The sequence below is a fragment of the Nonomuraea rubra genome, from assembly GCF_014207985.1.
In the GTDB taxonomy this organism is placed as follows: Bacteria; Actinomycetota; Actinomycetes; order Streptosporangiales; family Streptosporangiaceae; genus Nonomuraea; species Nonomuraea rubra.
The window spans coordinates 5,266,073-5,286,866 of record NZ_JACHMI010000001.1 but is presented as its reverse complement, the minus strand read 5'-3'; the positions used below and the strand labels follow the sequence as shown (position 1 = coordinate 5,286,866).

The 20,794-nt window shown below is 74.6% G+C and carries 20 protein-coding genes and 1 riboswitch; of the genes, 7 read left to right on the top strand and 13 right to left on the bottom strand.

The window, feature by feature from the left end:
- Window positions 1-51: 51 nt before the first annotated feature.
- The gene (locus HD593_RS24075; RefSeq protein ID WP_185104376.1) at window positions 52-2,187 is read right to left on the bottom strand and encodes a PBS lyase; all 2,136 of its coding nucleotides are present in this window, start codon (window positions 2,185-2,187) and stop codon (window positions 52-54) included.
- A 278-nt stretch (window positions 2,188-2,465) separates the two neighbouring features.
- Between HD593_RS24075 and HD593_RS24070 the strand changes: the two genes are divergently transcribed.
- Window positions 2,466-2,912: a DUF4383 domain-containing protein gene (locus HD593_RS24070; protein ID WP_185104375.1), complete on the top strand. Its 447-nt coding sequence runs from the start codon at window positions 2,466-2,468 to the stop codon at window positions 2,910-2,912.
- A gap of 245 nt (window positions 2,913-3,157) precedes the next feature.
- Window positions 3,158-3,304, top strand: a riboswitch (cyclic di-AMP (ydaO/yuaA leader).
- 11 nt (window positions 3,305-3,315) lie between these two features.
- Window positions 3,316-4,083, top strand: a complete 768-nt coding sequence (locus tag HD593_RS24065; RefSeq protein ID WP_185104374.1) for a glycoside hydrolase family 25 protein — start codon at window positions 3,316-3,318, stop codon at window positions 4,081-4,083.
- Window positions 4,084-4,484: 401 nt separating this feature from the next.
- Here the strand turns inward: HD593_RS24065 and HD593_RS24060 are convergent, their stop codons facing one another.
- A complete protein-coding gene (locus HD593_RS24060; RefSeq protein ID WP_221524923.1) occupies window positions 4,485-5,348 on the bottom strand; it encodes a helix-turn-helix transcriptional regulator in 864 nt (287 codons plus the stop codon).
- A gap of 171 nt (window positions 5,349-5,519) precedes the next feature.
- On the opposite strand from HD593_RS24060, the gene HD593_RS24055 reads away from it, so the two are divergent.
- The gene (locus HD593_RS24055) at window positions 5,520-6,218 is read left to right on the top strand and encodes an SDR family NAD(P)-dependent oxidoreductase (RefSeq protein WP_185104372.1); all 699 of its coding nucleotides are present in this window, start codon (window positions 5,520-5,522) and stop codon (window positions 6,216-6,218) included.
- 22 nt (window positions 6,219-6,240) lie between these two features.
- Here the strand turns inward: HD593_RS24055 and HD593_RS24050 are convergent, their stop codons facing one another.
- From HD593_RS24050 to HD593_RS24040, 3 genes are all read right to left on the bottom strand, one after another.
- The gene (locus tag HD593_RS24050) at window positions 6,241-6,948 is read right to left on the bottom strand and encodes a hypothetical protein (RefSeq protein ID WP_185104371.1); all 708 of its coding nucleotides are present in this window, start codon (window positions 6,946-6,948) and stop codon (window positions 6,241-6,243) included.
- Window positions 6,945-7,766, bottom strand: coding sequence for an alpha/beta hydrolase (locus tag HD593_RS24045; protein WP_185104370.1), 822 nt, complete (start codon window positions 7,764-7,766; stop codon window positions 6,945-6,947). Before HD593_RS24045 ends, HD593_RS24050 begins: the two co-directional genes overlap by 4 nt.
- 88 nt (window positions 7,767-7,854) lie before the next feature.
- A complete protein-coding gene (locus HD593_RS24040; RefSeq protein ID WP_185104369.1) occupies window positions 7,855-9,243 on the bottom strand; it encodes a carotenoid oxygenase family protein in 1,389 nt (462 codons plus the stop codon).
- 241 nt (window positions 9,244-9,484) lie between these two features.
- Here HD593_RS24040 and HD593_RS24035 point away from each other — a divergent pair, with 241 nt between their 5' ends.
- Both HD593_RS24035 and HD593_RS24030 read left to right on the top strand, forming a co-directional pair.
- On the top strand, window positions 9,485-10,495 hold the full coding sequence (locus HD593_RS24035) for a 3-oxoacyl-ACP synthase III family protein (protein WP_185104368.1): 1,011 nt from the start codon (window positions 9,485-9,487) through the stop codon (window positions 10,493-10,495).
- Between the two features lie 70 nt (window positions 10,496-10,565).
- Complete coding sequence (locus HD593_RS24030) at window positions 10,566-12,821, top strand: MMPL family transporter (protein ID WP_185104367.1); 2,256 nt, start codon at window positions 10,566-10,568, stop codon at window positions 12,819-12,821.
- Here the strand turns inward: HD593_RS24030 and HD593_RS24025 are convergent.
- From HD593_RS24025 to HD593_RS24000, 6 genes are read right to left on the bottom strand one after another with little or no spacing between them, the layout of a single operon-like run.
- Window positions 12,810-13,730 carry an alpha/beta fold hydrolase gene (locus HD593_RS24025; protein ID WP_185104366.1) on the bottom strand — a complete coding sequence of 307 codons (921 nt, stop codon included), beginning with the start codon at window positions 13,728-13,730 and terminating at the stop codon, window positions 12,810-12,812. The two genes, HD593_RS24030 and HD593_RS24025, sit on opposite strands and share 12 nt — an antisense overlap.
- Window positions 13,730-14,731, bottom strand: coding sequence for an NAD-dependent epimerase/dehydratase family protein (locus HD593_RS24020; RefSeq protein ID WP_185104365.1), 1,002 nt, complete (start codon window positions 14,729-14,731; stop codon window positions 13,730-13,732). Before HD593_RS24020 ends, HD593_RS24025 begins: the two co-directional genes overlap by 1 nt.
- Window positions 14,728-16,329 carry a fatty acid CoA ligase family protein gene (locus HD593_RS24015; RefSeq protein WP_185104364.1) on the bottom strand — a complete coding sequence of 534 codons (1,602 nt, stop codon included), beginning with the start codon at window positions 16,327-16,329 and terminating at the stop codon, window positions 14,728-14,730. The genes HD593_RS24020 and HD593_RS24015 overlap by 4 nt, the downstream gene beginning before the upstream one ends.
- 46 nt (window positions 16,330-16,375) lie before the next feature.
- A complete protein-coding gene (locus HD593_RS24010; RefSeq protein ID WP_185104363.1) occupies window positions 16,376-16,633 on the bottom strand; it encodes a hypothetical protein in 258 nt (85 codons plus the stop codon).
- A 13-nt stretch (window positions 16,634-16,646) separates the two neighbouring features.
- Window positions 16,647-17,876: a beta-ketoacyl-[acyl-carrier-protein] synthase family protein gene (locus HD593_RS24005; protein ID WP_185104362.1), complete on the bottom strand. Its 1,230-nt coding sequence runs from the start codon at window positions 17,874-17,876 to the stop codon at window positions 16,647-16,649.
- Window positions 17,873-18,121 carry an acyl carrier protein gene (locus HD593_RS24000; protein WP_312903659.1) on the bottom strand — a complete coding sequence of 83 codons (249 nt, stop codon included), beginning with the start codon at window positions 18,119-18,121 and terminating at the stop codon, window positions 17,873-17,875. Before HD593_RS24000 ends, HD593_RS24005 begins: the two co-directional genes overlap by 4 nt.
- A 224-nt stretch (window positions 18,122-18,345) precedes the next feature.
- On the opposite strand from HD593_RS24000, the gene HD593_RS23995 reads away from it, so the two are divergent.
- Complete coding sequence (locus HD593_RS23995; RefSeq protein ID WP_185104361.1) at window positions 18,346-18,906, top strand: hypothetical protein; 561 nt, start codon at window positions 18,346-18,348, stop codon at window positions 18,904-18,906.
- Here the strand turns inward: HD593_RS23995 and HD593_RS23990 are convergent.
- The gene (locus HD593_RS23990; protein WP_185104360.1) at window positions 18,896-19,624 is read right to left on the bottom strand and encodes a PEMT/PEM2 family methyltransferase; all 729 of its coding nucleotides are present in this window, start codon (window positions 19,622-19,624) and stop codon (window positions 18,896-18,898) included. The genes HD593_RS23995 and HD593_RS23990 overlap by 11 nt on opposite strands.
- 120 nt (window positions 19,625-19,744) lie before the next feature.
- Window positions 19,745-20,188 (bottom strand): hypothetical protein, encoded by a 444-nt coding sequence (locus tag HD593_RS23985; RefSeq protein ID WP_185104359.1) that lies wholly within the window; start codon window positions 20,186-20,188, stop codon window positions 19,745-19,747.
- A gap of 202 nt (window positions 20,189-20,390) precedes the next feature.
- Between HD593_RS23985 and HD593_RS23980 the strand changes: the two genes are divergently transcribed.
- Window positions 20,391-20,786: a VOC family protein gene (locus HD593_RS23980; RefSeq protein ID WP_185104358.1), complete on the top strand. Its 396-nt coding sequence runs from the start codon at window positions 20,391-20,393 to the stop codon at window positions 20,784-20,786.
- The last annotated feature ends 8 nt before the right edge of the window (window positions 20,787-20,794 follow it).

Genomic DNA, 20,794 nt, shown 5'->3' with positions numbered 1-20,794 from the left:
GCCCGCAGCCCCGCCCACGACGCGGCTGCAAGCGCCGTGCGGGCATCGGCCTCAGGCGTGCCCGCCTACGGCGGCGAGGGCGGTCCGGCAGAGGCCGAGCAGCTTTTCGTCCTCGCCGACCGCCGCGCTGTGGTAGCTGTCGTCGCTCGCGTTGTGCCGGCGCGACCGGGCCAGCTCGGCGGACAGGAGCCCGGCGGCGTCCGCCGCGGGCGGACCGATCTCGGCCCAGAGCGCGGCGGCCTCGCGCCGGGTGTGCACGTTTGCCGCCCAGGCCCGCTCCAGCACCGGCAGCACCGGCTTGGGGTCGCCGGTCGCCCGCCACAGCGCGCGGGCCGCCGACAGCGGCAGCCAGTGGTGCGGGTCCTTGCGCCTGGCCAGGCGTCGCAGCCGCACCACGTACGGCCCAGCGGCCGGGCCGAGCTCGGCGAGCAGTTCCGTCCCGTCCCGCCAGGCGTACGTGCTGTCGTCGTCGAGGCAGCGCCCGGCCACCGCCAGCGCGGCGCCGTCGTCCTGGCCGATCCGCCACAACGCCGCCGCAGCCTGCACCGCCAGCCGCCGATCCTGCCCGGCGGCGGCCTCGCGCAGGATCGGCAGGCAGGCGGGCGCGTCCGGCGCGACGGCCACGAGCGCGCGCAGCACGGCCGGGGTGACCGGCCCGTCGAGCAGGTCGGGCAGCGCCTCGGCGGCGGCAGGGCCGATGGCGGCCAGCGCGTAGGCCATCCCATCGCGGCGATCGTCATGCCGGTCGCCACAGGGCAGGTCGCGCAGGCGGCTGCGCAGGAGGGGCACCAGCGGGGCGGCGCGCGAGCCGAAGGCGACCACGAGTGAGCCGGTGTGGCGCGGCATCGGCTCATGGTCGAGGACCCAGCCCAGCATCGGCAGGACCCGCTCATCCCCGGTGCGGCCGAGTGCTTCCAGCGCGGGGCCGACGGTCGGCAGGTCGCTGGGCCATTCGACGACCCAGGCCACGCGCCCTTCGTCGGTGCTCGGATGCGGCAGCACACGTTCGGGAGCGGCCGTCAGCGCCCCCACCAGCGCGTCGGCGGCCGGCGCGGCCAGCGGGCCCAGCCGCTGCAGCACGCTGACGGCGCGCGGGCGCGTACGCGCGTGCCCGTCGCGGACCTGCTCGCCGATCTCGCCGACGAGCTCACCGTAGTCGCCCCGCCAGCCCTCGATGAGCAGGGCCGCCGGCCACAACGCGTCCAGGCGGCACTCCCCATCCGGTACGCGCAGCAGGGCCGTCAGCAGGCGCACGCGGTCGGCCACCCGGTCCCCGAAGGAGGAGCTCACGCTGCGCACCAGCTCGGCCGCTCGGGGCGCGCGCCGGCCCTCGTCCTCCTGCTCGCGTAACCGGCGTACGGCCCCGACGAGGGTGCCGGTCTCGAAACCCGCGGGCGGGACGCCGGCCGTGCCCGAACGGTAGACGGCGGCGACCACCTGCAGCACGTCCTCGACCTCGGCCACCGGCGGGCCGTCCGCCGCGCCGGGCAACGAGGCGAGCTCGGCCAGAGTCACCAGCCGCAGCCCCGGGTCCGGATCGGCGGCGACGATGCCGGCCAGCAGGTCACGGAGCGCCGCGTCCGGCTCCCCGACGCGCCGCGCCAGCGTGCCCAGCGCACGTACGAACGCCGCCCGCACCCCGGAGTCACCCTCAACCGCCCGCACCCCTGGGTCACCCTCGACCACCCGCACGGCCGTGCCACCCTCGCCCGCCAGCAGGGCCGTCAGGCGGGTGAGGGCCGTGCGGCTCTGGTCCGCGCAGGCGGGCAGGACCTCGGCCGCCGCCTCCCGCACCCGCGGGTCGGCGTCCTCCAGCAGCCGCTCCCACAGCGGGTACGCCATCGCGACCGCCTGGTTGGCCTTCCGGTACGCCCCCGTCAGCTCACCGGGATCCTCAGCGGAGCCGATGCCGGCCAGCAGCCGCACCACCTCCGGCCGCCCGGGCAGCCCCGGATGGGCGGCGAGGCGCAGCAGGAACGGGATAGCCGCGATCGTGCAGGGGTAGATGTCACCCTGGTGATGCACGGCCGCGTACATGCCGTCGAGCGCGGTCTCGCGAACGGCGGGGTCGGGGTGCGCCAGCCCGCGCAGCAGCTCCGGCACGTCGCCCGCGGAGCCGTAGGCGTGCCGCATGCGGCTCCAGCGAACCTCGTCGAGCCCGGCGAACGGATCAAGGGCCTCGTCCATGGGCCGCCATCCTGCCCGAGGGCACTGACACTTTCGCTACGAGGGGCGATCGCCTGCGGTGAAGCTGTTCTGAAGCCGTCATGACACCGCCATCTGCTTGGATCATCTGTCATGAACCGCATCAAGAACTGGCCCAGGATCGCCCAGGCGGTGTGCGCGCTGTTCGCCCTCGCGACACTGATCTACACCGTGGGCGCGCCATGGGACTCGCACTGACCCGCCCGGCATGACCCCGGCCCACGGGGTAGGAGGAGGGCCCACCTGAACAGGGAGGTCCGATGGACACCCCCCGTACTCCGGCCACCCGCTCCCCCGTGCAGGTCGCCGCCCTCGGCGTCGGCGTCGTCTTCCTGCTCGTCGGCGTGCTCGGCTTCATCCCCGGCGTCACCACCGGCTACGACGACCTGCGGTTCGCGGGTCACGAGTCCGATGCGTACCTGCTCGGCGTCTTCCAGATCTCCATCCTGCACAACCTCGTCCACCTGCTGTTCGGCGTCGCCGGCGTGCTGCTCGCCCGTACGTGGGCCGGCGCGCGCAACTTCCTCGTCGGCGCCGGGGCGGTCTACCTGGTGCTCTGGATCTACGGCATGCTGGCGGGCCACGACAGCCCGGCCAACTTCGTCCCGCTCAACGCCGCCGACAACTGGCTGCACCTGGTGCTGGGCATCGGCATGATCGCCCTGGGCCTGCTCCTGAGCCGCCGCCGGGTGGCCGCCGGCGGCTGAGGGCACCGTCCCGCCGGCGAGAGCGGAAAATTTACCCGGCCGCAAATCCCCGGCCGGCACGGCATTGGAGCCCCGTTCGTGGCCTCACGGACGGGGATCCTTTTTGCCATATTTGCACCGTCTTTGGGGTGATATGTACCTTCTGTAGGTAGCGGTGCACGTACTGACGCCTTGCTGTCGTGTCGTCGCCCGCGCTGTTGACCGGACCGGACGCCGTTCTCCCAGCCTCTGGGCTGTTCGAGGACGACGCCCGGCCGCCGAATCCGCACCATGAGCGGAGCCGGGGACCCAATCTTCCCGGGGTGAATCGGACGCCGGCCCACGCCGCGCCCGTAGGGCACTTCCCAGCCCGAACCCGTCAGCTAACCCGGTAGGCGGCATGGAAGCAAGGAGTCATCACCTCATGCTCAAGCCCAAGCTCGCCGCGACCCTCAAGAACCAGATTTCCGAGCGCTTCGGCCTGGCCGTCGGCGGCGCGATCCTGGCGAGTGCCGCCGCGCTCACCGGGGTGGCCGGCACGGCGCCGGCCTCGCCCGCCGGCCACGTCGCCGCACCCGAGGTCCAGCACGAGACCCGGCAGGAAGCCCACCAGCTCTCCTACGGCCTGGACATCTCCAACTACGAGCCGCTCTACGACTGGAGCGCCAGCTCGGCCCAGTTCGGCATCGTCAAGGCCACCGAGGGCACCGGGTTCCGCGACGCGTCGTTCGCCAGGCACTGGCGCGAGCTGGGCGACAAGGGCATCGTCCGCGGCGCCTACCACTACGGCCACCCCGGCAACGACCCCATCGCCGAGGCCGACCACTTCCTGTCCGTGCTGAACGCGCAGCCCGCCAAGCCCGGCGACCTGCTGGTGCTGGACCTGGAGACGTCCGACGGCCGGTCCGTCGAGCAGGTCAACGCCTGGGCCAGGGCCTGGCTGTCGCACGTGAAGGCCAAGACCGGGGTCACGCCGATGTTCTACAGCGGCTGGAACTTCGCCGACACCTACGGCAAGGGCCTGGCCGAGTACCCGCTCTGGGTCGCGCACTACGGCAGGGCCAAGGGCGCGGTCACCCCGCCCGCCGACTGGAAGTCCTGGACGATCCACCAGTACACCGACTCGCCGATCGACCAGAACGTCTCCGCGCTCAGCCCCGACCAGCTGCGCGGCCTGGGCAGGCCCGCCTGACACCCCGGCGGACTTGCCCGAGGGCTGTTCACCTGGCATGTCGACAATGACCGCGATCAAGGCCATGTGATCAAGGCCATGTGATCAAGGGGCCGGCCGCTGACATGGCGGAAGAGGGCACGCGCTCGGACTTCAGGAAGAGCCGGATCCGCATGTGGGACGTACCGTCGCGGTCACGATCAGCCCGACGGCACGTCGGTGCTGGTCACCGACCGGGACGGCGCGCTGCGGGTGTGGGCTTCGACTGGGAGCTGTCGGTCGCGGGCGGTGAAGGGATCTCCACATGACGGCGACGGACTTCCAGCACGCGCTCCTGGCGGCCTCCGGCTGGTCCCGCACCTCTGCACAGGTCAGCAGTGTTGGGCAGGTCAGCAGTGTTGGGCACAGCAGTGTTGGGCAGGTCAGTGGCCGGCGGGCTGGCCGGCGACCGCCGCGAGCCGCAGCTTCGTCTCGTCCTGGCTGCCGGGCGCGGCCGTCATGATCACGATCTTGAGCTCGGAGTCGCCGTCGGTCAGCACGTCGCAGTCCACCGTGACCGGGCCCACCGAGGGGTGCCTGATCGTCTTGTGGTCCTCGCGGTGGGCGGCCACCGCGCCGGTCGCCCAGAGCTCGGCGAAGCGCGGGTTGCCCGCGTTCAGCACGCGGATCAGCTCGGCCAGGCGCGCGTCGCGGGGGAAGCGGCCGGTCGCGCGGCGCAGGTCGGACACGACGGCGGCGTCCGTGCCGTCGCGGTCGGACTCGGTGACGGGCCAGAGCGCGAGGCGGGCGGGGCCGCCGTCGAGCGGGAACCTGTCGCGGGCGAAGTTACGCAGGTGCGGCGGCGAGGAGGAGGGGTCGCCCAGCAGCGCGGCCCAGCCGTGGTTCCACCAGATGAGCTGCCAGTCCGCCGCGAACACGGCGACCGCCACGTCCCCGAGCCGGGTGAGCACGCGGTGCACGCCGGGCGGGATGTGGTCGCGGACGGTGCCGTCCGCCGGCGGGACGAGGCGGGCCAGCCGGTAGAGGTGGTCGCGTTCGGCGGCGGACAGTTGCAGGGCGCGGGCCAGGGACGCCACCACCTGCGCCGAGGGGGTCGTGGCACGCCCCTGCTCCAGGCGTACGACGTAGTCGACCGACACGCCGGCGAGCTCGGCGAGCTCCTCGCGGCGCAGCCCCGTCGCGCGCCGCGCCGGACGCACGGGCAGCGCCACGGCGGACGGCGGCAGGCGGTCGCGCCACGCGCGGATCGTCGCGCCCAGCCCGGCCCCGGGAGGTGTCGTCTCCATGCCCTCCATCCTCTGGCATGCCCGCCCATCAGCGGCGACGCGGAGGTGGTACTGCTGTTCCTACCGTCGAGCCGTCCCCGGCGAGCTGTCGCGGTCCGGAGGTGGTACTGCTATTCCTACCGTCGAGCCGTCCCTGGCGGAGCTGCTCGCGGCCGGACGAACATTCCTTACATGACGATCACTTTCATCACCGGAGCGAACAAGGGCCTCGGCCGGGAGACCGCCCGCCGCCTCATCGAACTCGGCCACACCGTGCTGCTCGGCGCCCGCGACCCCGAGCGGGGCGCGGAGGCCGCCGCCGCACTCGGCGCACGCTTCGTCCCGATCGACGTGACCGACGACGCGTCCGTGGCCGCCGCGGCGGCGGACGTGGCCGGGCACGAGGGCTCGATCGACGTTCTGATCAACAACGCCGGTGTCCACGGCCCCTCCGGCGATCCCAGCGCCCTCACCGGCGCCGACGCCCTGACCGTCCTCGACGTCAACCTCGCCGGCGTGGTCCGGACGACCACCGCGTTCCTGCCGCTGCTGCGCCGATCGGCGGACCCGGTCATCGTGAACGTCAGCAGCGGCATGGGCTCGCTCGCCCACACCCATGACCCGTCCAGGCCCGAGTCCAGGGTCGTCGCGCCGCTCTACACCGCCTCGAAGGCGGCGCTGACGATGCTGACCACCCAGTACGCCAAGGCGCTGCCGGGCATCCGCGTCAACGCCGCCGACCCCGGCTACACGGCGACCGACCTCAACGGCCACACCGGCCCCCAGACGGTCACCGAGGGGACGGACGCCATCGTCGGCCTCGCGACGGAGCGGCCCGGCGCGGGCTCGGGACGGCTCGTCGACCGGCACGGGGAGGTCGCCTGGTCCTGACCGCCGGGAGCCCGTGCGAAGATCAGCGCGCCGGTCTCCCCCGCCCCGCTCCTTCCGCCAGTGCCACCAGCCCGGCCAGCACGGCGGCGAGCACCGGGAGCCACGCGAGCCGGGCCGGCCACCATCCGGAGGCCGTGGGGACGGCGTTGAGCCCGGGGAGGGGGCCGAGCCTGGTCGTGGCCAGGGCGACGATCACGGGAACCGTCTGGTGCCAGAGGAAGACGGGCAGCGCGAACCGCCCGCCCAGCCGGGCCGGCCGCCCCGCCACCCTGCCGTCGCCATCGGTCCCGCCGGCGACGCCGAACCCGCCTCCGGGCCTGCCGGCGACGATGAACAGGTACGCGGCCACGTACGGCAGCGGTTCGAGAACCACGAGCAGGACCTGCCAGACCACGTCCCGCGAGTAGCCGTTCGCCAGCAGGACGACGAGCCCGGCCACCCAGGCCAGCAGGAACGTCACCACGGACCGCGGCACCCGCCTGTCGCTCGCGTGCCCGCCGGCCAGCACCGTCAGGGCGGCGAGCTGCACCGGCCAGGTCAGCCACGACGGCAGGCCGGCAGGCTCGCCCGCCACACGGACCTGGGGCGTGCTGACGAACACCGTGGCGAGCCAGTGCACCAGCACCATCCCCACCAGGACCAGCACCGCGACGGCGACCCGCGGCTCGATCCGGCGAGACGCCCGCCCGCCACCCGCCCGCCCATCAAGCCCCGCGATCCGCCCGGTCATCCGGCGCTTCCCGTGACGGCGATGCGGGCGATGCGTTTCAGCGTGGCGCTCCCCGGCCGCAGGTACGTCCCGTGCCGCGCGTCCCCCGCGTCGAACACGCGGGCGCCGAAGCCCGGGCTCACCGGATCCGCGCCGAACCCGAACGGCCCCAGCGACACCCCAGGCCGCCACACGTCGTCCCGGCTGCCCAGCCCCGCCCACACCCTGGCCCGCGTGCCCAGCTCACCGGCCGTCCCGGCGCCGAGCCCCGGGCTGCCGGTCACGACGAGGTCGGACACGCGCAGCCCCGCCACCGCCCGGCCGCAGACGACGGAGCCGTAGCTGTGGCACACCAGGCCGATCCTCGCCCGCCCCGGCAGCGCCCGTACGAACGCGCGCAACCGCCCGGCGCCCCGCTCGGCCGGCCAGGTCGTGAGGATCTCGGGGTTGATGAGGTCGGGCGGGTCGTAGCCCAGCCAGCCGATCACCGCGGTGCGGGGCTCGATGGCGGCCGCCTCGCCATGGAGGGCGCGCGCGGCCAGGCCCGGCCCCTCGTACGAGCCGTCGAACGACCGCAGGCTCTGCCCGGAGCCCGGCACGTAGACGACGATCGTGCGGGCGCTCGCCAGGTCGCCCACCACCTCGATCGCCTGCCCGTCCCCCTTGCGGCTGATCGCCAGGAACTGCCGCCCCGGCCATCCGGAGGCCGCGTACCGCTCCGCCAGCGCCCGCTCGGTGAGCGGCGGCAGCGGGGGCAGCGCGTCCACCTGCGGCCGGCCGGCCGCAGCCGCCAGCGCGGCGAGCAGGACGGCGGCCGGGACACTGCGCGGCAATCTCATGCGTGCAGATTAGGAACGCGGCCCCCCGCACGGCGTCGGCCAAAAGGTCGATCTTGGTCGGGGTGCGACGGGACCCGGGTACCACCCCTCAGGGACGACGGTCGGGGATCCAGGAGCCGTGGAAGCCGGTCGGCACGCCGCGCGGCAGCTCCACCGACGCCACCGGCCCGCCCGCCACGCGGCCGGCGTCGAGGACCAGGAGCTGCGAGGCGGAGCCGTCGCGGCGGGTGGCGACGGCCATCAGCCAGCCGTCGTCCTCCCGGCGCGGCCCCTGCGCCGCCGGCACGAACACCGCCTCGCCGATCATCGTGTCGCCGTCCAGCTGGTGGACGGCGCACGTCCCGTCGTGCAGGTCGTACTTGACGATCGCGCAGCGGTCGCGGCTGCGCGGCTCGCCGCCGGTGACGGTGTAGAGGTAGCGGGAGTGCCGCCCGGTGAGGTCGTCGTCGATCGTCGGGAACTCCACCACCCGGTCGTCGAGCCGCTGCTCGGCAGCGGTGCCGGTGGCCGGGTCGAGGGTCCAGCGGTGCAGGCGGGCGCGGCCGACCGCCGGGTCCGTCGGGACGAAGCCGCGCGCGGCGTCGGCCCGCGACAGCAGCGCCCACAGCGCGTTCCACTCGGCCGGCGAGTAGCGGACCGCGTCCACGACCACCCGCCCGGCGGCGTCCTCATGGGCGTTGCCGACGTGGAAGACCCAGCACGGCTCGATCTCGAACCAGGTCACCTCGGGGTCCGGCCGGTCGTGCCGCATCAGGCCGAGGCGGGCGCCGTGGGAGTCGTCCCACCCGTACGGCATGCCCTGGCCGGCGAGCGCGAGCTGGAAGGTCATGGGCAGGTCGAGCCAGACGACGTGGTGCTCGGTGACGGCGAAGTCGTGCATCATCGTGCCCGCCCGCACCGGCACCTCCCGGCTGTGGACGAGCTCGCCCTTGGCGTCCAGCCGGTGGTAGGTGAGGAACGGCGGGCGGAAGCCGTAGCCGAAGAAGTGCAGCTCGCCGGTGTCCGGGTCGCGCTTGGGGTGGGCGGTCATGGCGGTGGTGAGCCGGCCGCCGAAGTCGCAGGGGCCGACGGTGCCGAGCTCGGGCGTCACCTCGTACGGCAGGCCCACCTCGACCAGGGCGTAGATGCGGTCGGCGTGGGCCATCACGTGGGTGTTGGCCGAGGTGGAGGCCAGGTCCACGCGGCCGTCGGGCGTGACGAACGGCCTGCCGTGGAAGGCTCCGGTCCGCACCCACCGGTTGCGGTACCACTCGGCGCGGCCGCCGCTCAGCCGTACGCCGTGCAGCATGCCGTGGCCCGTCTGCAGGTGGCCGCTGCGCCGGCCGGGCAGGGGGTTCGGGCCGTTGCGGAGGTAGCGGCCGTCCAGCTCGGGCGGCAGGGCGCCGGTCACGGGCAGGTTCACGGCGTCGATCTCGTCGGGCACGGCTTCGAGGTGGCCGGGGAGGTCGTACTGCTCGACGGTCTGCGGGTCGATCATGGCGCCCCTCCAGCGGAAGTCGGGAGAGCGTCACCATAGAACGGGGCGGCGGCGTCGCACAGGCGCGCCGCGGACACAGTTCCGCCCTGCCGGTCAAGGCCGCGGCAAGCCAGGTCGTGCCCTCGGCGGTTCGGCTGGGTTCGCCGCCTGGTGTTGCTTATCGTGAGCGCCTGTTGTCCAGGAAAGGTGGATTCAGGATGCTCCATCGGCTGGCCGCGCGGCCCGTGCGGGAGGAGCCGGCATGAGCCGGTCACGGTACTCCAGGGTGACCGGGGTGGCGGTGCACGTGCCGGACGATGAGCTGACGACGCCGCAGCTGGAAGACCTGCTGGCCGAGCGCAACCCCGGGTTCCGCGTGCCGCGCGGCCTGATCGAGCGGCACAGCGGCGTACGGCGGCGGCACGTCGCCCCGCCGGATCGCATGGCGTCGGACCTGGCGGTGGAGGCGGCCCGCGAGCTGCTGCGGCGGACCGGGCACACGCCGCCGTCGATCGACCTGATCATCTACGCGGGCGTGTCCGGCGACGCCGTCGAACCCGCGACGGGGCACATGGTGGCGGCCAAGCTGGGGGCCTCCTGCCCGGTCTTCGACGTGCGGGACGCCTGCAACAGCGTCCTGCGGGCGATCCACCTGGCCGACGCGCTCATCACCGGCGGCCATCACCGTACGGTGCTCGTCGCCTGCGGCGAGGTCGTCACCTCCAGCATCCGGTGGCGGGTGGAGTCGCAGGAGGACTTCGAGGCCGCGATCCCGTCCTACACGGTGTCCGACTCGGGGTCGGCGCTGCTGCTGGAGTCCAGCGGCACTCCCGGGGTGCTCGGGCACCGGTTCGGGGCGAACTCCGCGTACTGGGAGGCGTCGATTCTGCCGTTCGTACGGGAGGCCGCCGGTGGTTTCCGCGGCGGCGAGTTCGCCATCGATCCCATCGCGCTGGCCATCGGGGTGCAGAAGCTGGACCTCGGCGTGCTGCGGCAGCCGCTGGCCGAGCGCGGGCTCGGCTGGGAGGACCTGGCCGTGGTGTGCGCGCACCAGCCGTCGCTGGCGGCGCTGCACTGGCTGTGCGAGCTGATCGAGCTGCCCCGGGACAGGGCCGAGGTGACGATCGCCGAGCACGGGAACCTCGCCGCCTCCACGTTGCCGATGCAGCTGCACCAGGCCGAGCGGGCGGGACGGCTGCGGCGGGGTGACCTCGTCGCGCTGGTGGGCGTGGCCAGCGGGCTCAGCTCGGGCACGATGCTGCTGCGCTGGTGACAGGGGACGGCCGGGCTGCCTGCGGGACGGCCCGATCGCCTCGCCATCAGGGGCGGAGGGAGGCTTGACCATGCCGGTCGATCTGCGTGGCCGCCGGCTCCGTCGCGGCGCCGTCCTGCCGCCCTCGGGGATCGGCGGGCGGCGGGACGGGCTCGCCGGTGGCTCCGGCGTCCTCGACCGGCTGGGCCGGGCGGCGGCGGGCACGGGCGGCCTGTTCGTCATCGCGGTGTGGCTGCTGCTGGCCGCCGGAGCCGTGATGTCGCTGCCCGGGCTCACGCACCGGCTGGCCCCGCCCTCGCTGGAAGTGCCCGGCTCGCCGTCCGCGGCGGCCGCCGCGCTGGTCGCGCGCGGGTTCCCGGAGCTGGGCGGCGAGCAGATGATGCTGGCCTTCGGCTCGGCGACGCTGAACGCGGACGAGCCGCGCTACGAGCAGGCGATCGCCGCCACGGTGAACAGGCTGGCCGCCAGGCCCGACGTGGGTGCGATGTTGCCGCTGCCGGAGACCGACGGCAGGCATCCCCGGCACGCGTACGTGCTGGTGGGCGTGCACGGCGACGAGCCGGCCCGGCAGCGGAACCTGCCCGCCCAGCTCGCGAGCGCCCGGCAGGCGGCCCGGGAGGCGTCGGCCGGGGCGGTCACCGTGACGATCCTGGGGGTGAGCCGTGCGTTCGCGCAGCTCGCCCATGCCGACCTGGCGGATCTGCGGTCGATGGAGGCCATGACGGTTCCGGTGGCGGCGGTGCTGCTGGTGCTCGGGCTGGGGGCGGTGGGCGCGGCGGCGGTGCCGCTGGCGGTGGGGGGCGTGGCGATCCTGACCGGCGTGGGCGCGCTCGCGTCGGCGGCCGCGTTCGTGCCGGTCGATTCGACCATGCTGACCTACACCGTCACCATGTCGCTGGGGCTGGGGCTCGACTACACGCTGCTGATCCTGCTGCGTTACCGGCAGGCCCGGCGGGCGGGGCTGCCGCCCCGGGTGGCCGCCGGGCGTGCGGCGGCCACCGCGGGCGGGACGGTGACCTGGTGCGGGGCCGCCATCGTCGTCACCTCGTGCGCGCTGCTGGTCGTCGAGGTGCCGTGGGCGCACTCCCTGGCGCTGGCCGGCATGCTGGCGGCCCTCGTCACCCTGGCGGCGGCGCTGACGCTCGGCCCCGCGCTGCTGTCCCGGATGGATCGCCACCTGGAGTGGGCCACGCTGCCGTGGCGGCGGCCCGGCCGGGACACGCCACGTCCGGCCTGGCCGCGGGCAGCACGAGGTGGGAGGCGGCCCGCGCGGGCCTCGCGGGGTGCCGGGCAGCCCGCGTGGGTGCGCGCGGCCGGGCACATGATGGAGCGGCCCGGCCGGTACGCCGTGGCCGCCACCGCCGTGCTGGTCCTGGCCGCCGTCCCGGTGCTGCATCTGCGGATGGGGCTGCACTACGACCGTCCGGCGCTCGCCGGGACCGACCTCGGCGCCGGGCTGGCGGAGCTGGAACGGGACGCGGTGGCCGGCCTGACCACCGTGGCGCTGCCGCACCCGGGCAGGCCCGTCCCCGTGGACACGTTCGCGTTCCAGCAGGCGTTGCGGGCCGACCCGAGGGTGTCCATGGCCACCGTGATGGACAACGGCAGGGACCTGACCGTGATGCTGATCGCCGACCGGTGCCCGCCGGACGGGGCCGCGGCGGCCGCCTTCCAGCGGGACCTGCACGCGCTCGGCGCCCGCCTGCTGCCCGCCGGTCAGCCGCTGCTGGCCGTCGGGCCGGCGGCGCGGCTCGGCGACCTGGCGGCGGGCGCCGCCGGCGGGTTGTGGCGGGTGCTGGGGGTGGTGCTGCTGGCGTCGTTCGTGCTGCTGTTGCTGACCTTCCGCAGCCTGCTCATCCCGGTCAAGGCGGTCGCCATGAACCTGCTGTGCGTCTGCGCCGCCTTCGGGCTGCTCACCGTCGCCTTCCAGGACCTCGGCGGGGACGGCGCCGACATCAACGCCCTGCTGCCGCTGATCGTCTTCACCATCGTCTTCGGCCTGTCCCTGGACTACGAGGTCTTCCTCGTCCACCGCATCGCCGAGCACTACCGCCGCACCGGCGACAACACCGCCGCCGTGCTCCACGGGCTGAGGCACACCGCGCGTCCCATCACGCTGGCGGCCGCCATCATGGCCGTCACGTTCGGCGGGCTGATGCTCACCCGGCGGCTGGACTTCCAGCAGGGCGGGTTCGCGGTGGCGGCGGCGATCATCCTGGACGCGACGATCATCCGGATGGTGCTGGTGCCGTGCCTGATGCGGCTGCTGGGGCATCGGAACTGGTGGCTGCCCGGCTTCGGGAGCGGGCGGGGCTCAGTTCCGTAGGAAGCCGGTGATGGCCGGTACGAGTTCGTCGTGGGCGTCCTCCAGCACGTAGTGCCCGGCGCGGGGGAAGACGTGCGCCTGGGCGCGAGGCAGGCGGTGTCGCCATTCGCGCAGCATGAGCGGGTCGAAGACCGGGTCGCGCAGCCCCCAGCCGATCAGGACGGGCCGGTCGGCGAAGGCGGCCAAGGTCTCCTCCGCCTGGAGCAGCAGCGGCCAGGACGGGTGGCCGGGCCGGAGCGGGATGTCGTGCACGAACCGCTGGACGGCCAGCCGGTGCCCCGCGCGGTCGTCCGGGGCCAGGAAGGCGGCCCGCACGTCCGCCGGCAGCCGGCGGCGGACTCCGAACGGCGGCAGCGTGGCCAGCCGGGCGAACGCGTGGTGGCGCAGGAACAGCCGCTCCCCCAGCCGGGTCTCGCGCAGCAGCCACAGCGGCGGCCGCAGCGCCGGGCGGACGCGCGGGCCGTGCGGGTCGGGGAAGGCGGCGGTGTTGAGCACGACCAGCCGGGACACCCGGCCGGGGTGGCGGGCGGCCCAGGCCAGGCCGATGGGGCCGCCCCAGTCGTGCACCACGAGCGTCCAGCCGCGGTCGGGGGCGGCGCGTTCGGCGATGAGGTGGCCGGTGAGCGCGTCGAGGTCGTCCACGCGGGAGGCCAGGGTGAAGGGGTAGCGGTCGGCGCCGGGTTTGTCCGACAGGCCCATGCCGAGGTGGTCGGGCGCGACGCAGCGGTGCTCGCCGCGCAGCGCCACGATCAGCCGCCGCCACAGGTAGCTCCACGAGGGGTTGCCGTGCAGCATCAGAACGGGGGCGCCGCCGCCCTCGTCCAGGTAGTGCCGGCGCAGCCCGTCGCGGGTGAACCAGCGGGAGCGGAACGGGTAGCCGGGCAGGCGCGGCCGGGTGTGCCCGGACATCAGGGCGCCACGGGGTTCGCGGAGAGGTGGGCGGCGAGCCTGGCGAGACCGTCCGCCATGCTGATGCGCGGCTCGTAGCCGAGGTCGCGGCGGGCGGCGGAGATGTCGAACCAGTGGGAGGTCGTGGCCTGGACGGCGGCCAGGCGGGTGAGGGGCGGCCGGGCCCGGACGCGGGCGAGCCGGTAGCCGTACTCGATGGCCGCGGCGCCCAGGCGGGCCAGGCGGGCCGGCACGTGCCGGGTGACCGGTGGCAGGCCCGCGGCGTCCAGCAGGGCGTTGACCCAGTGGGTGAGCGGGAGGGGCTCGCCCTGGGTGATGAAGTAGGCCCGGCCCGCGGGCGGCGAGCCCGGCGCGAGCGCGTCCAGGGCCAGCAGGTGGGCCCGGGCGGCGTTGTCGACGTACACCGTGTCGATGAGCTTGCCTGGAGCGTGCGGCAGGACGAGCCGCCCGCGGCGTGCCCGGGCAGCGAGGTGCGGCAGGAAGTGCGGGTCCCCCGGGCCCCAGATGAGGTGCGGGCGCAGCGCGACCGTGGCGAGCCGGTCGCCGTCGGCGGCCAGGACGAGCCGTTCCGCGACCGCCTTGCTCGCCGGGTAGGGGGCCAGGAACCGGCGGGCGTGCGGGGCCGACTCGTCCACGCCCTCCAGGTCGCGCCCGCCGTGGACGACGCTCGGCGAGGAGGTGTGCACCAGGCGCGGGACGCCGGCATGCAGGCAGGCGTTGATCACGTTCGCCGTGCCCCGCACGTTGACGGAGCGGTAGTCGCCGGCCGGTCCCCACAGGCCGGCCAGGGCGGCGCAGTGCACGACGGCGTCGCAGCCCGCCACGGCGGCCCGTACGCCGTCCGGGTCGCGGAGGTCGGTGGCGTGCTGGACGACGCCGAGGCCGGCCAGCGCCGGGTGGCGGCGGCGGTTCAGCGCGGAGACGTGGTCGCCCCGCTCGGCCAGCAGCCGGCACACGGCCTGTCCGAGGAACCCGCCGCCGCCGGTGACCAGGACCTTCACCGTTCCTCCCGGCCGAGCTTCCCGGCGGCCCAGCGGGCCAGCAGCGGGCGGCAGATCTTGCTGGCGTGCCGGACGTCCATCGGGAAGCCCGGGTGGGCCAGCACGTGCGTGATGCCGCCGAGCGCACGCACCCGTTCGACGGTCTCGCGGCGTTCGCGCCGTGAGGTGCCCGGCTCGCACTCCACGCACAGGACGGGGTGCTGGTCGCCCGGCGGCCCCACCCCCACCAGCGCGCTGCGCCGCACGCCCGGCACCGCGTCGGCGACCGGCTCGACGTGGTCGGTGTACAGCTCGCCGCCGGCGGTGCGCACGCGCTCGCTCTTGCGTCCGGCGAACCACAGCCGCCCCTGCTCGTCCTGACGGCCGAGGTCGCCCATGCGGTGCACGGGCTCGCCGTGGTCGTCGATGCGGGCCAGGGCGCTGTCGTACGGGCGGGCGAGGTACGGGTCGCCGACCGCCGGGCCCGCCACGGTGATCTCCCCGACGGTGCCGGGCGGTGCCAGCAGGTCGTCCGACCAGCGCGGGATCGGCTCGTCGGTGATCCTGATGACGCGGACCCGGTTGCCAGGCAGGACGCCGCCCAGGCAGGTGCCGGCGCCGCGGGCGGTGGCCTCGGCCGTGGCGGTGAGGTCGGCCGCGTCCGCCATGCTGACCAGCAGGCATTCGGTCGCGCCGTACACCGAGCGCACGCCGGCGTGCGCGGGCAGGCACCGCTGGGCGCGCCGCAGCACCGGGAACGGCAGGGGCGCGCCGGCGGTGAGCACGGTCTCGACACCGTGCAGGACCAGGCCGTGGCGCAGGCAGTGGCGGGCGAGCCGGTCCAGCAGGGCGGGCGCGGCGAACAGGGCGCGCACGCCGTGGGCGGTGATGGAGCGGGCCATGGCGGCCGGGTCGGTGCGTTCGGGATGGCGCAGGTCGAGCTGCGGGATGACGGCGGCGCACCCCATCGACGGCGCCGCCACCGCGAACGGCAGGAACGTCGAGTACAGGGTGGCGCCCGGCTCGAACGCGCCGACGTGCGCCAGCAGGCCGGTCTGCCCGGCCAGGTGCCGGTGGCGGTAGGGCACCCCCTTGGGCGGGCCGGTGGAGCCCGAGGTGAAGACGATCAGCGCCGGATCCCCGGCCTCCGGCTTCAGGGCAGGCTCGCTTCGATGGTGGGTGCGGGCGAACCACAGGGTGCTCGTGGCGAGCGTGACGGTGGTGTGCACGCTGTCGCGCGCCCAGCCCAGCACGACGCGCGCCAGGTGGGCGCGCGGGACCGCGATGAACGCGCCGGGCGCGGCCTGGTCGAGGCAGGCGCCGATGGCGCGCGCGCCGAGCCCCGGATCGATCAGCACCGGCACGGCCCGCAGCCGCAACAGAGCCAGGATCACGGCGACCAGCTCCCTGCCCGGCGGGACGAGCACGGCGGCCCGCGTCCCCGCCGTCACGCCGGCGCGCGCCAGCCTGGTCGCGGCCAGGGTGATGAGCTCGTCGAGCCGGCCGTAGGTCAGCGTCTCGGCGTGGCGGCGCCGCTCGACGCGGCACGCGACCGTGTCGGGATGGGCGTGCATCCAGTGCTCGGTCATGGCCACGACGTCGAAGAGCGGGGTGGTCACACCGCATCACCTCTCACAGCTCCGGGAGTGCCCTGGTGGGCGGGGCTCAGCAGGACGCGGCCTCCAGGACGCGCACCTCCCTGGGCAGCTCCAAGCCGAAGAGCCGCACCGGTGGTGCGGTCGCGGGCGTCGTCCCGGCGGTGGTGCCGGAGGTGAAGAAGTTCGTGAAGGCCTGGGCGAGGGACTGCACGGGCACGGTGACGCACACCCTGTCCGGGTCCGCGAACGGCACGTCGGCCGCCGCCGGGGCGGCCGGTGCGCAGGCGATCAGGGTGGTGGCGAGCAGGGCGGCGGAGATACGCATGTCAGGTCCTTGGTCAGTGCGGCGAGAAGATCAGCGTGGCGTTGTGGCCGCCGAAGCCGAACGAGTTGGACATCACCGGCCCCGGCGGCATGGGCCGGACCCGGCCGACGACGTCGAGGTCGCATCGAGGGTCCAGGTGGTCGAGGTTGGCGGTGGGCGGGATGGCCCGTTCGTTGAGCGACAGGACGGCGGCCACGGCCTCGATGGCGCCGGCGGCGGCGATGGCGTGCCCGGTGACCCCCTTGATCGAGGTGACGGGAACCCTGGTGGCGCCGAACGCCTCGTTGATCGCCTGGGCCTCGGCGACGTCGTTGAGCGGCGTACCGGTGCCGTGGGCGTTCACGTGCGTGATCTCTTCGGGGGCCAGGCGGGCGTCGGCGAGAGCGGCCCGCATGCAGCGCGCGGCTCCCTCGCCGCGCGGCGGCGGCGCGGTCAGGTGGTGGGCGTCGGAGGTGGCGGCGTAGCCGACGAGCTCGGCGTGGATGCGGGCGTCGCGGCGCAGGGCGTGGTCGAGGTTCTCCAGGACGAGGAAGGCTGCGCCCTCGGCCAGCACGAACCCGTCGCGGTCCCGGTCGAAGGGCCTGCTGGCCCGCTCGGGCGCGTCGTTGCGCTCCGACAGGGCCTGGCAGCGGTGGAAGGCGAGCAGCACGCTCGGCGTGACGCAGGCTTCGGCCCCACCGGCGATCACCAGGTCGGCGGAGCCGTCGCGCAGCAGACGGGCCGCCTCGCCGATCGCGTGGGAGCCGGACGCGCAGGCCGTCTCCACCCCCAGGCTGGGGCCCTGGACGCGGTGCTGGATGCTGATGGCCGCGGCCGCGGAGTTGTGCATGATCATCGGTACGTGCAGCGGGCCGGGATTGCCGCGCCCGGGGTGCCGCCCGGTGAGCATGCCGGACTCGTCGGTCATCCTGCCGCCGAAGCCGGAGCCGGTCACCACCGCCCGCCGGTGCGGCGGCGTCCGCGGCGCTCCGGCGTCGGCGAGGGCGTCGGTGGCGGCGCACAGCGCGAGCTGGGCCATCCGGTCGAGCCTGGACGCCTGCTTGGGCGTCAGGTACGCCGAGACGTCCAGGTCGGTGACCTGGCAGGCGAAGCCGACGCCCAGCCCCCCGGTGTCGAACGAGGTGATCGGGCGGGCGGTGGACCGTCCGGCCAGCAGCGCGTTCCACAGCTCCTTGGGCTGGGCGCCCGCCGGCGTGCGGACCCCCAGCCCGGTCACCGCGACCCGGACCCGCGAGGCCGTCACGCGCGCTCGCTGAGCAGCAGGCGGGCCTTGGCCAGCACGTCGCCGACCGTCCGGACGTCGGCGAGGGTCTCGCGGGGCAGCGGCCCCCACGTGTCCTCCAGGGCGACGTGGAGCTCGGCCAGGTCCAGGCTGTCGGCCTCCAGGTCCTCGCGCAGCAGCGCGTCCTCGGTGACCCGGCCGGGATCGACCTTGAGGATCCTCGCGCAGTGCTCGCGGACCACGGTCACGATGTCTTCGTCGCTCACGGCGAGCTCCTTCCTCCGAGGGCGTCGTACGCCTCGTGTCACCCAGCGTCCCCGATGGGGCGATAGATGATCACTTGTGGCACGTCGTCCGCCGTTAAGGAGTTGATCAAGTTTTGCCGCGAGGCGGTTGGCCCGTGCGGCCGCAGATCATGCTCGCTTCTGTCGCGGACGCGCGCCGGCGGGGATCGGCCGCGCACCGATCACGGCCCGTACAAGGAGACGACATGCCCTTTCACCCGCCCATCCGCTTCCGGTCGCTCGTGCCCGTAGCCGTGGCGGCCGCCCTGACCACCGCCCCGGCCGCGGCGGCGACCGTCCAGCAGACGCTGCTCACCTGCCAGGTCTCCACCACCTCGGAACGGCCGATCACGTTCGAGCCGCCGGTCGGGCTGCTGCCCCGCAACGTGACGGCCAAGGCCTCCATCGTGCTGACCGGCTGCACCTCCTCGGCGCCGTCGGCGGCCGGCCTGCGCTCGGGCATCATGACCGTGCACAGCACCGGCCGCGCCTCGTGCGCCGGCGTGCGGGACGTCCGCGGCAAGGGCACGATCACCTGGTACGGGGCCGACGGCCGTCAGACGGGCGTGTCCACCGTGCGGCCCTCGGTGGAGAAGGTGGCCGGCTACAACCCCGGCGACATGCTCCTCGGCGGGCGGGTCACCAAGGGCACGCTGGCCGGATCGAACCTCGTCGGCACCGCCACCCCGACCTCCGGCGTGAACTCCTGCGCCACCAAGGGCCTCGGCGCCGTCCACGGCACCGGCAGGATCACCTTCACCTCCTGACGTAGGCGCGCTGGATGAAGGGGCGCTCGCACAGGTGGTAGAAGAGGTAGATGCCGGCCTGGAAGGCGGCCGCGAAGGCGAGGCCCGCCAGGGAGCCCGACCAGAGGGCCCAGCCGTAGGCGTGCAGGTTGCCGGCGCCGTACATGGGGTTGCGCAGGTGCCGGTACGGGCCCGCGGCGACCAGCTCGCTCGCGTCCGTGAGCGGGCGGCCCGTGAACATGTCGCGGCAGTAGTAGGTGTCCAGGCCGGCGGTGCGGGCCGCCCAGACCTTGTAGAACGTGCCCACCGCCATGAGGGCCGCTCCGGTGACGTAGGCGGCCCAGGAGGGGATGGCCGCTGGGAGGCTGTTGCCGTGGGCGTGGATGACGACGGCCTGGGCGAAGCCCTGGTTCATGAAGAGCAGGCCCAGGGCGACCTCGTACAGGGCGTAGGCGCGGTCCTCGCCGAAGCGGGCGATGAGTGCCGTGCGGACGGGGCCGCCGAGCGTCAGGCACAGGCCGCCGTAGTAGAGCAGCCACACCGTCCCCGCATAGGCGGTGGCGACGGCCGGGGTCGTCAGGATCGGGGTGAGCAGGTAGTACAGGGCTGCGGTCAGGGCGAACAGGAGCAGGCGCGCGGGGCGGTAGCGGGTGCCGCGGTCCAGCCGCAGGCCGGAGATGCCGAGCAGGATGACGGGCAGCCGCCAGGTGCCGGCCCGGGCGGTGGTGATGGTGTGCATGTGCGGGTCTTCCGGTCGCTGGACGGGTGGAGCCGGCTCGACTCGCCGGCGGCCTGGATCGGGCCGAGAGGCGGCCCGGCTCGGCTCGCCGCCGGGCCGGATCGGGCTGAGGGGTGGTCCTCAGCAGGGTGCCGCCTGTAGGACGAGCATCCGCTCGGGCAGGGTGGGACCAGCGGCCGGTTGAGGTGCCGCCGGTCCCGCCTGGCCCTGCGCGGGCGCGCCGGCGCTGGGCGCCGCGGCACCCGGCGCCACGCCACCCGAAGGCGCGGCAGCACCCTGCGCGACACCGCCGGCGGGCGTGGCAGCGCCCGGCGCCACACCACCGGCGGGTGCGGCGGCGCCCGGCGCCACACCGGCGGACGCGGCGGCGCTCGCGGCCAGGCCGGACACGACGGTGCTGAAGGCGTCGGCCATGGCGCCCACCGGGATGCTGAAGCAGAGCTTGCCCGGGTCACCGCCGGGCGCGGCGGCCGGCGGGGCGGTGGCCGGGTCGGGGGTGTCGGCGGCGGCGGGCCCGGCGAGCAGGAGGCTGCCGAGGGCGGTGGCGAGAACGCGGATGCGCACGATGGCTCCTTGCGGCGAAGGGTCGTGATCGGGTGCTGAGAGGCGGTCTGTCACCCAGCGTCGCCGATGCGGCATTAGATGATCACTTGTGACGCGACGTACGCCGTTAAGGAATTGATCAAGTTTGCCCGCCCTCACCGATGAGTTCCGGAGCCCGCCGAGGTCTTCCCACAGACCCACCCATCTGAGGAGAGGACCCGGCATGGGACAGCCTGTGGTGCACTTCGAGATCATCGGCCGGAACCCGGAGAGGCTGCGCGAGTACTACGGCGAGCTGTTCGGCTGGCGGTTCCACACCGGCGACGCGGCCACGGAGCAGGTCTCGGCGCCGGGCCAGTACGGCTTCGTGGACGGCAGCACGACCGGCGACGGCACGGTGATCACCGGCGGCATCAACGGCGGCGTCGGCGGCGGCCCTGGTTTCGGCGGTCACGTGCTGTTCTACGTGGGCGTACCGAACGTGGAAGAGGCGCTCAAGAAGGCCGAGAGCCTGGGCGGCAAGCGCCGGATGGGCCCGGAGGGCACACCGGGCACGCTCGTCGTCGGCCGGTTCACCGACCCGGAGGGCAACCTCGTCGGGGTGGCCGGCACCGCCTGACCCGGCCC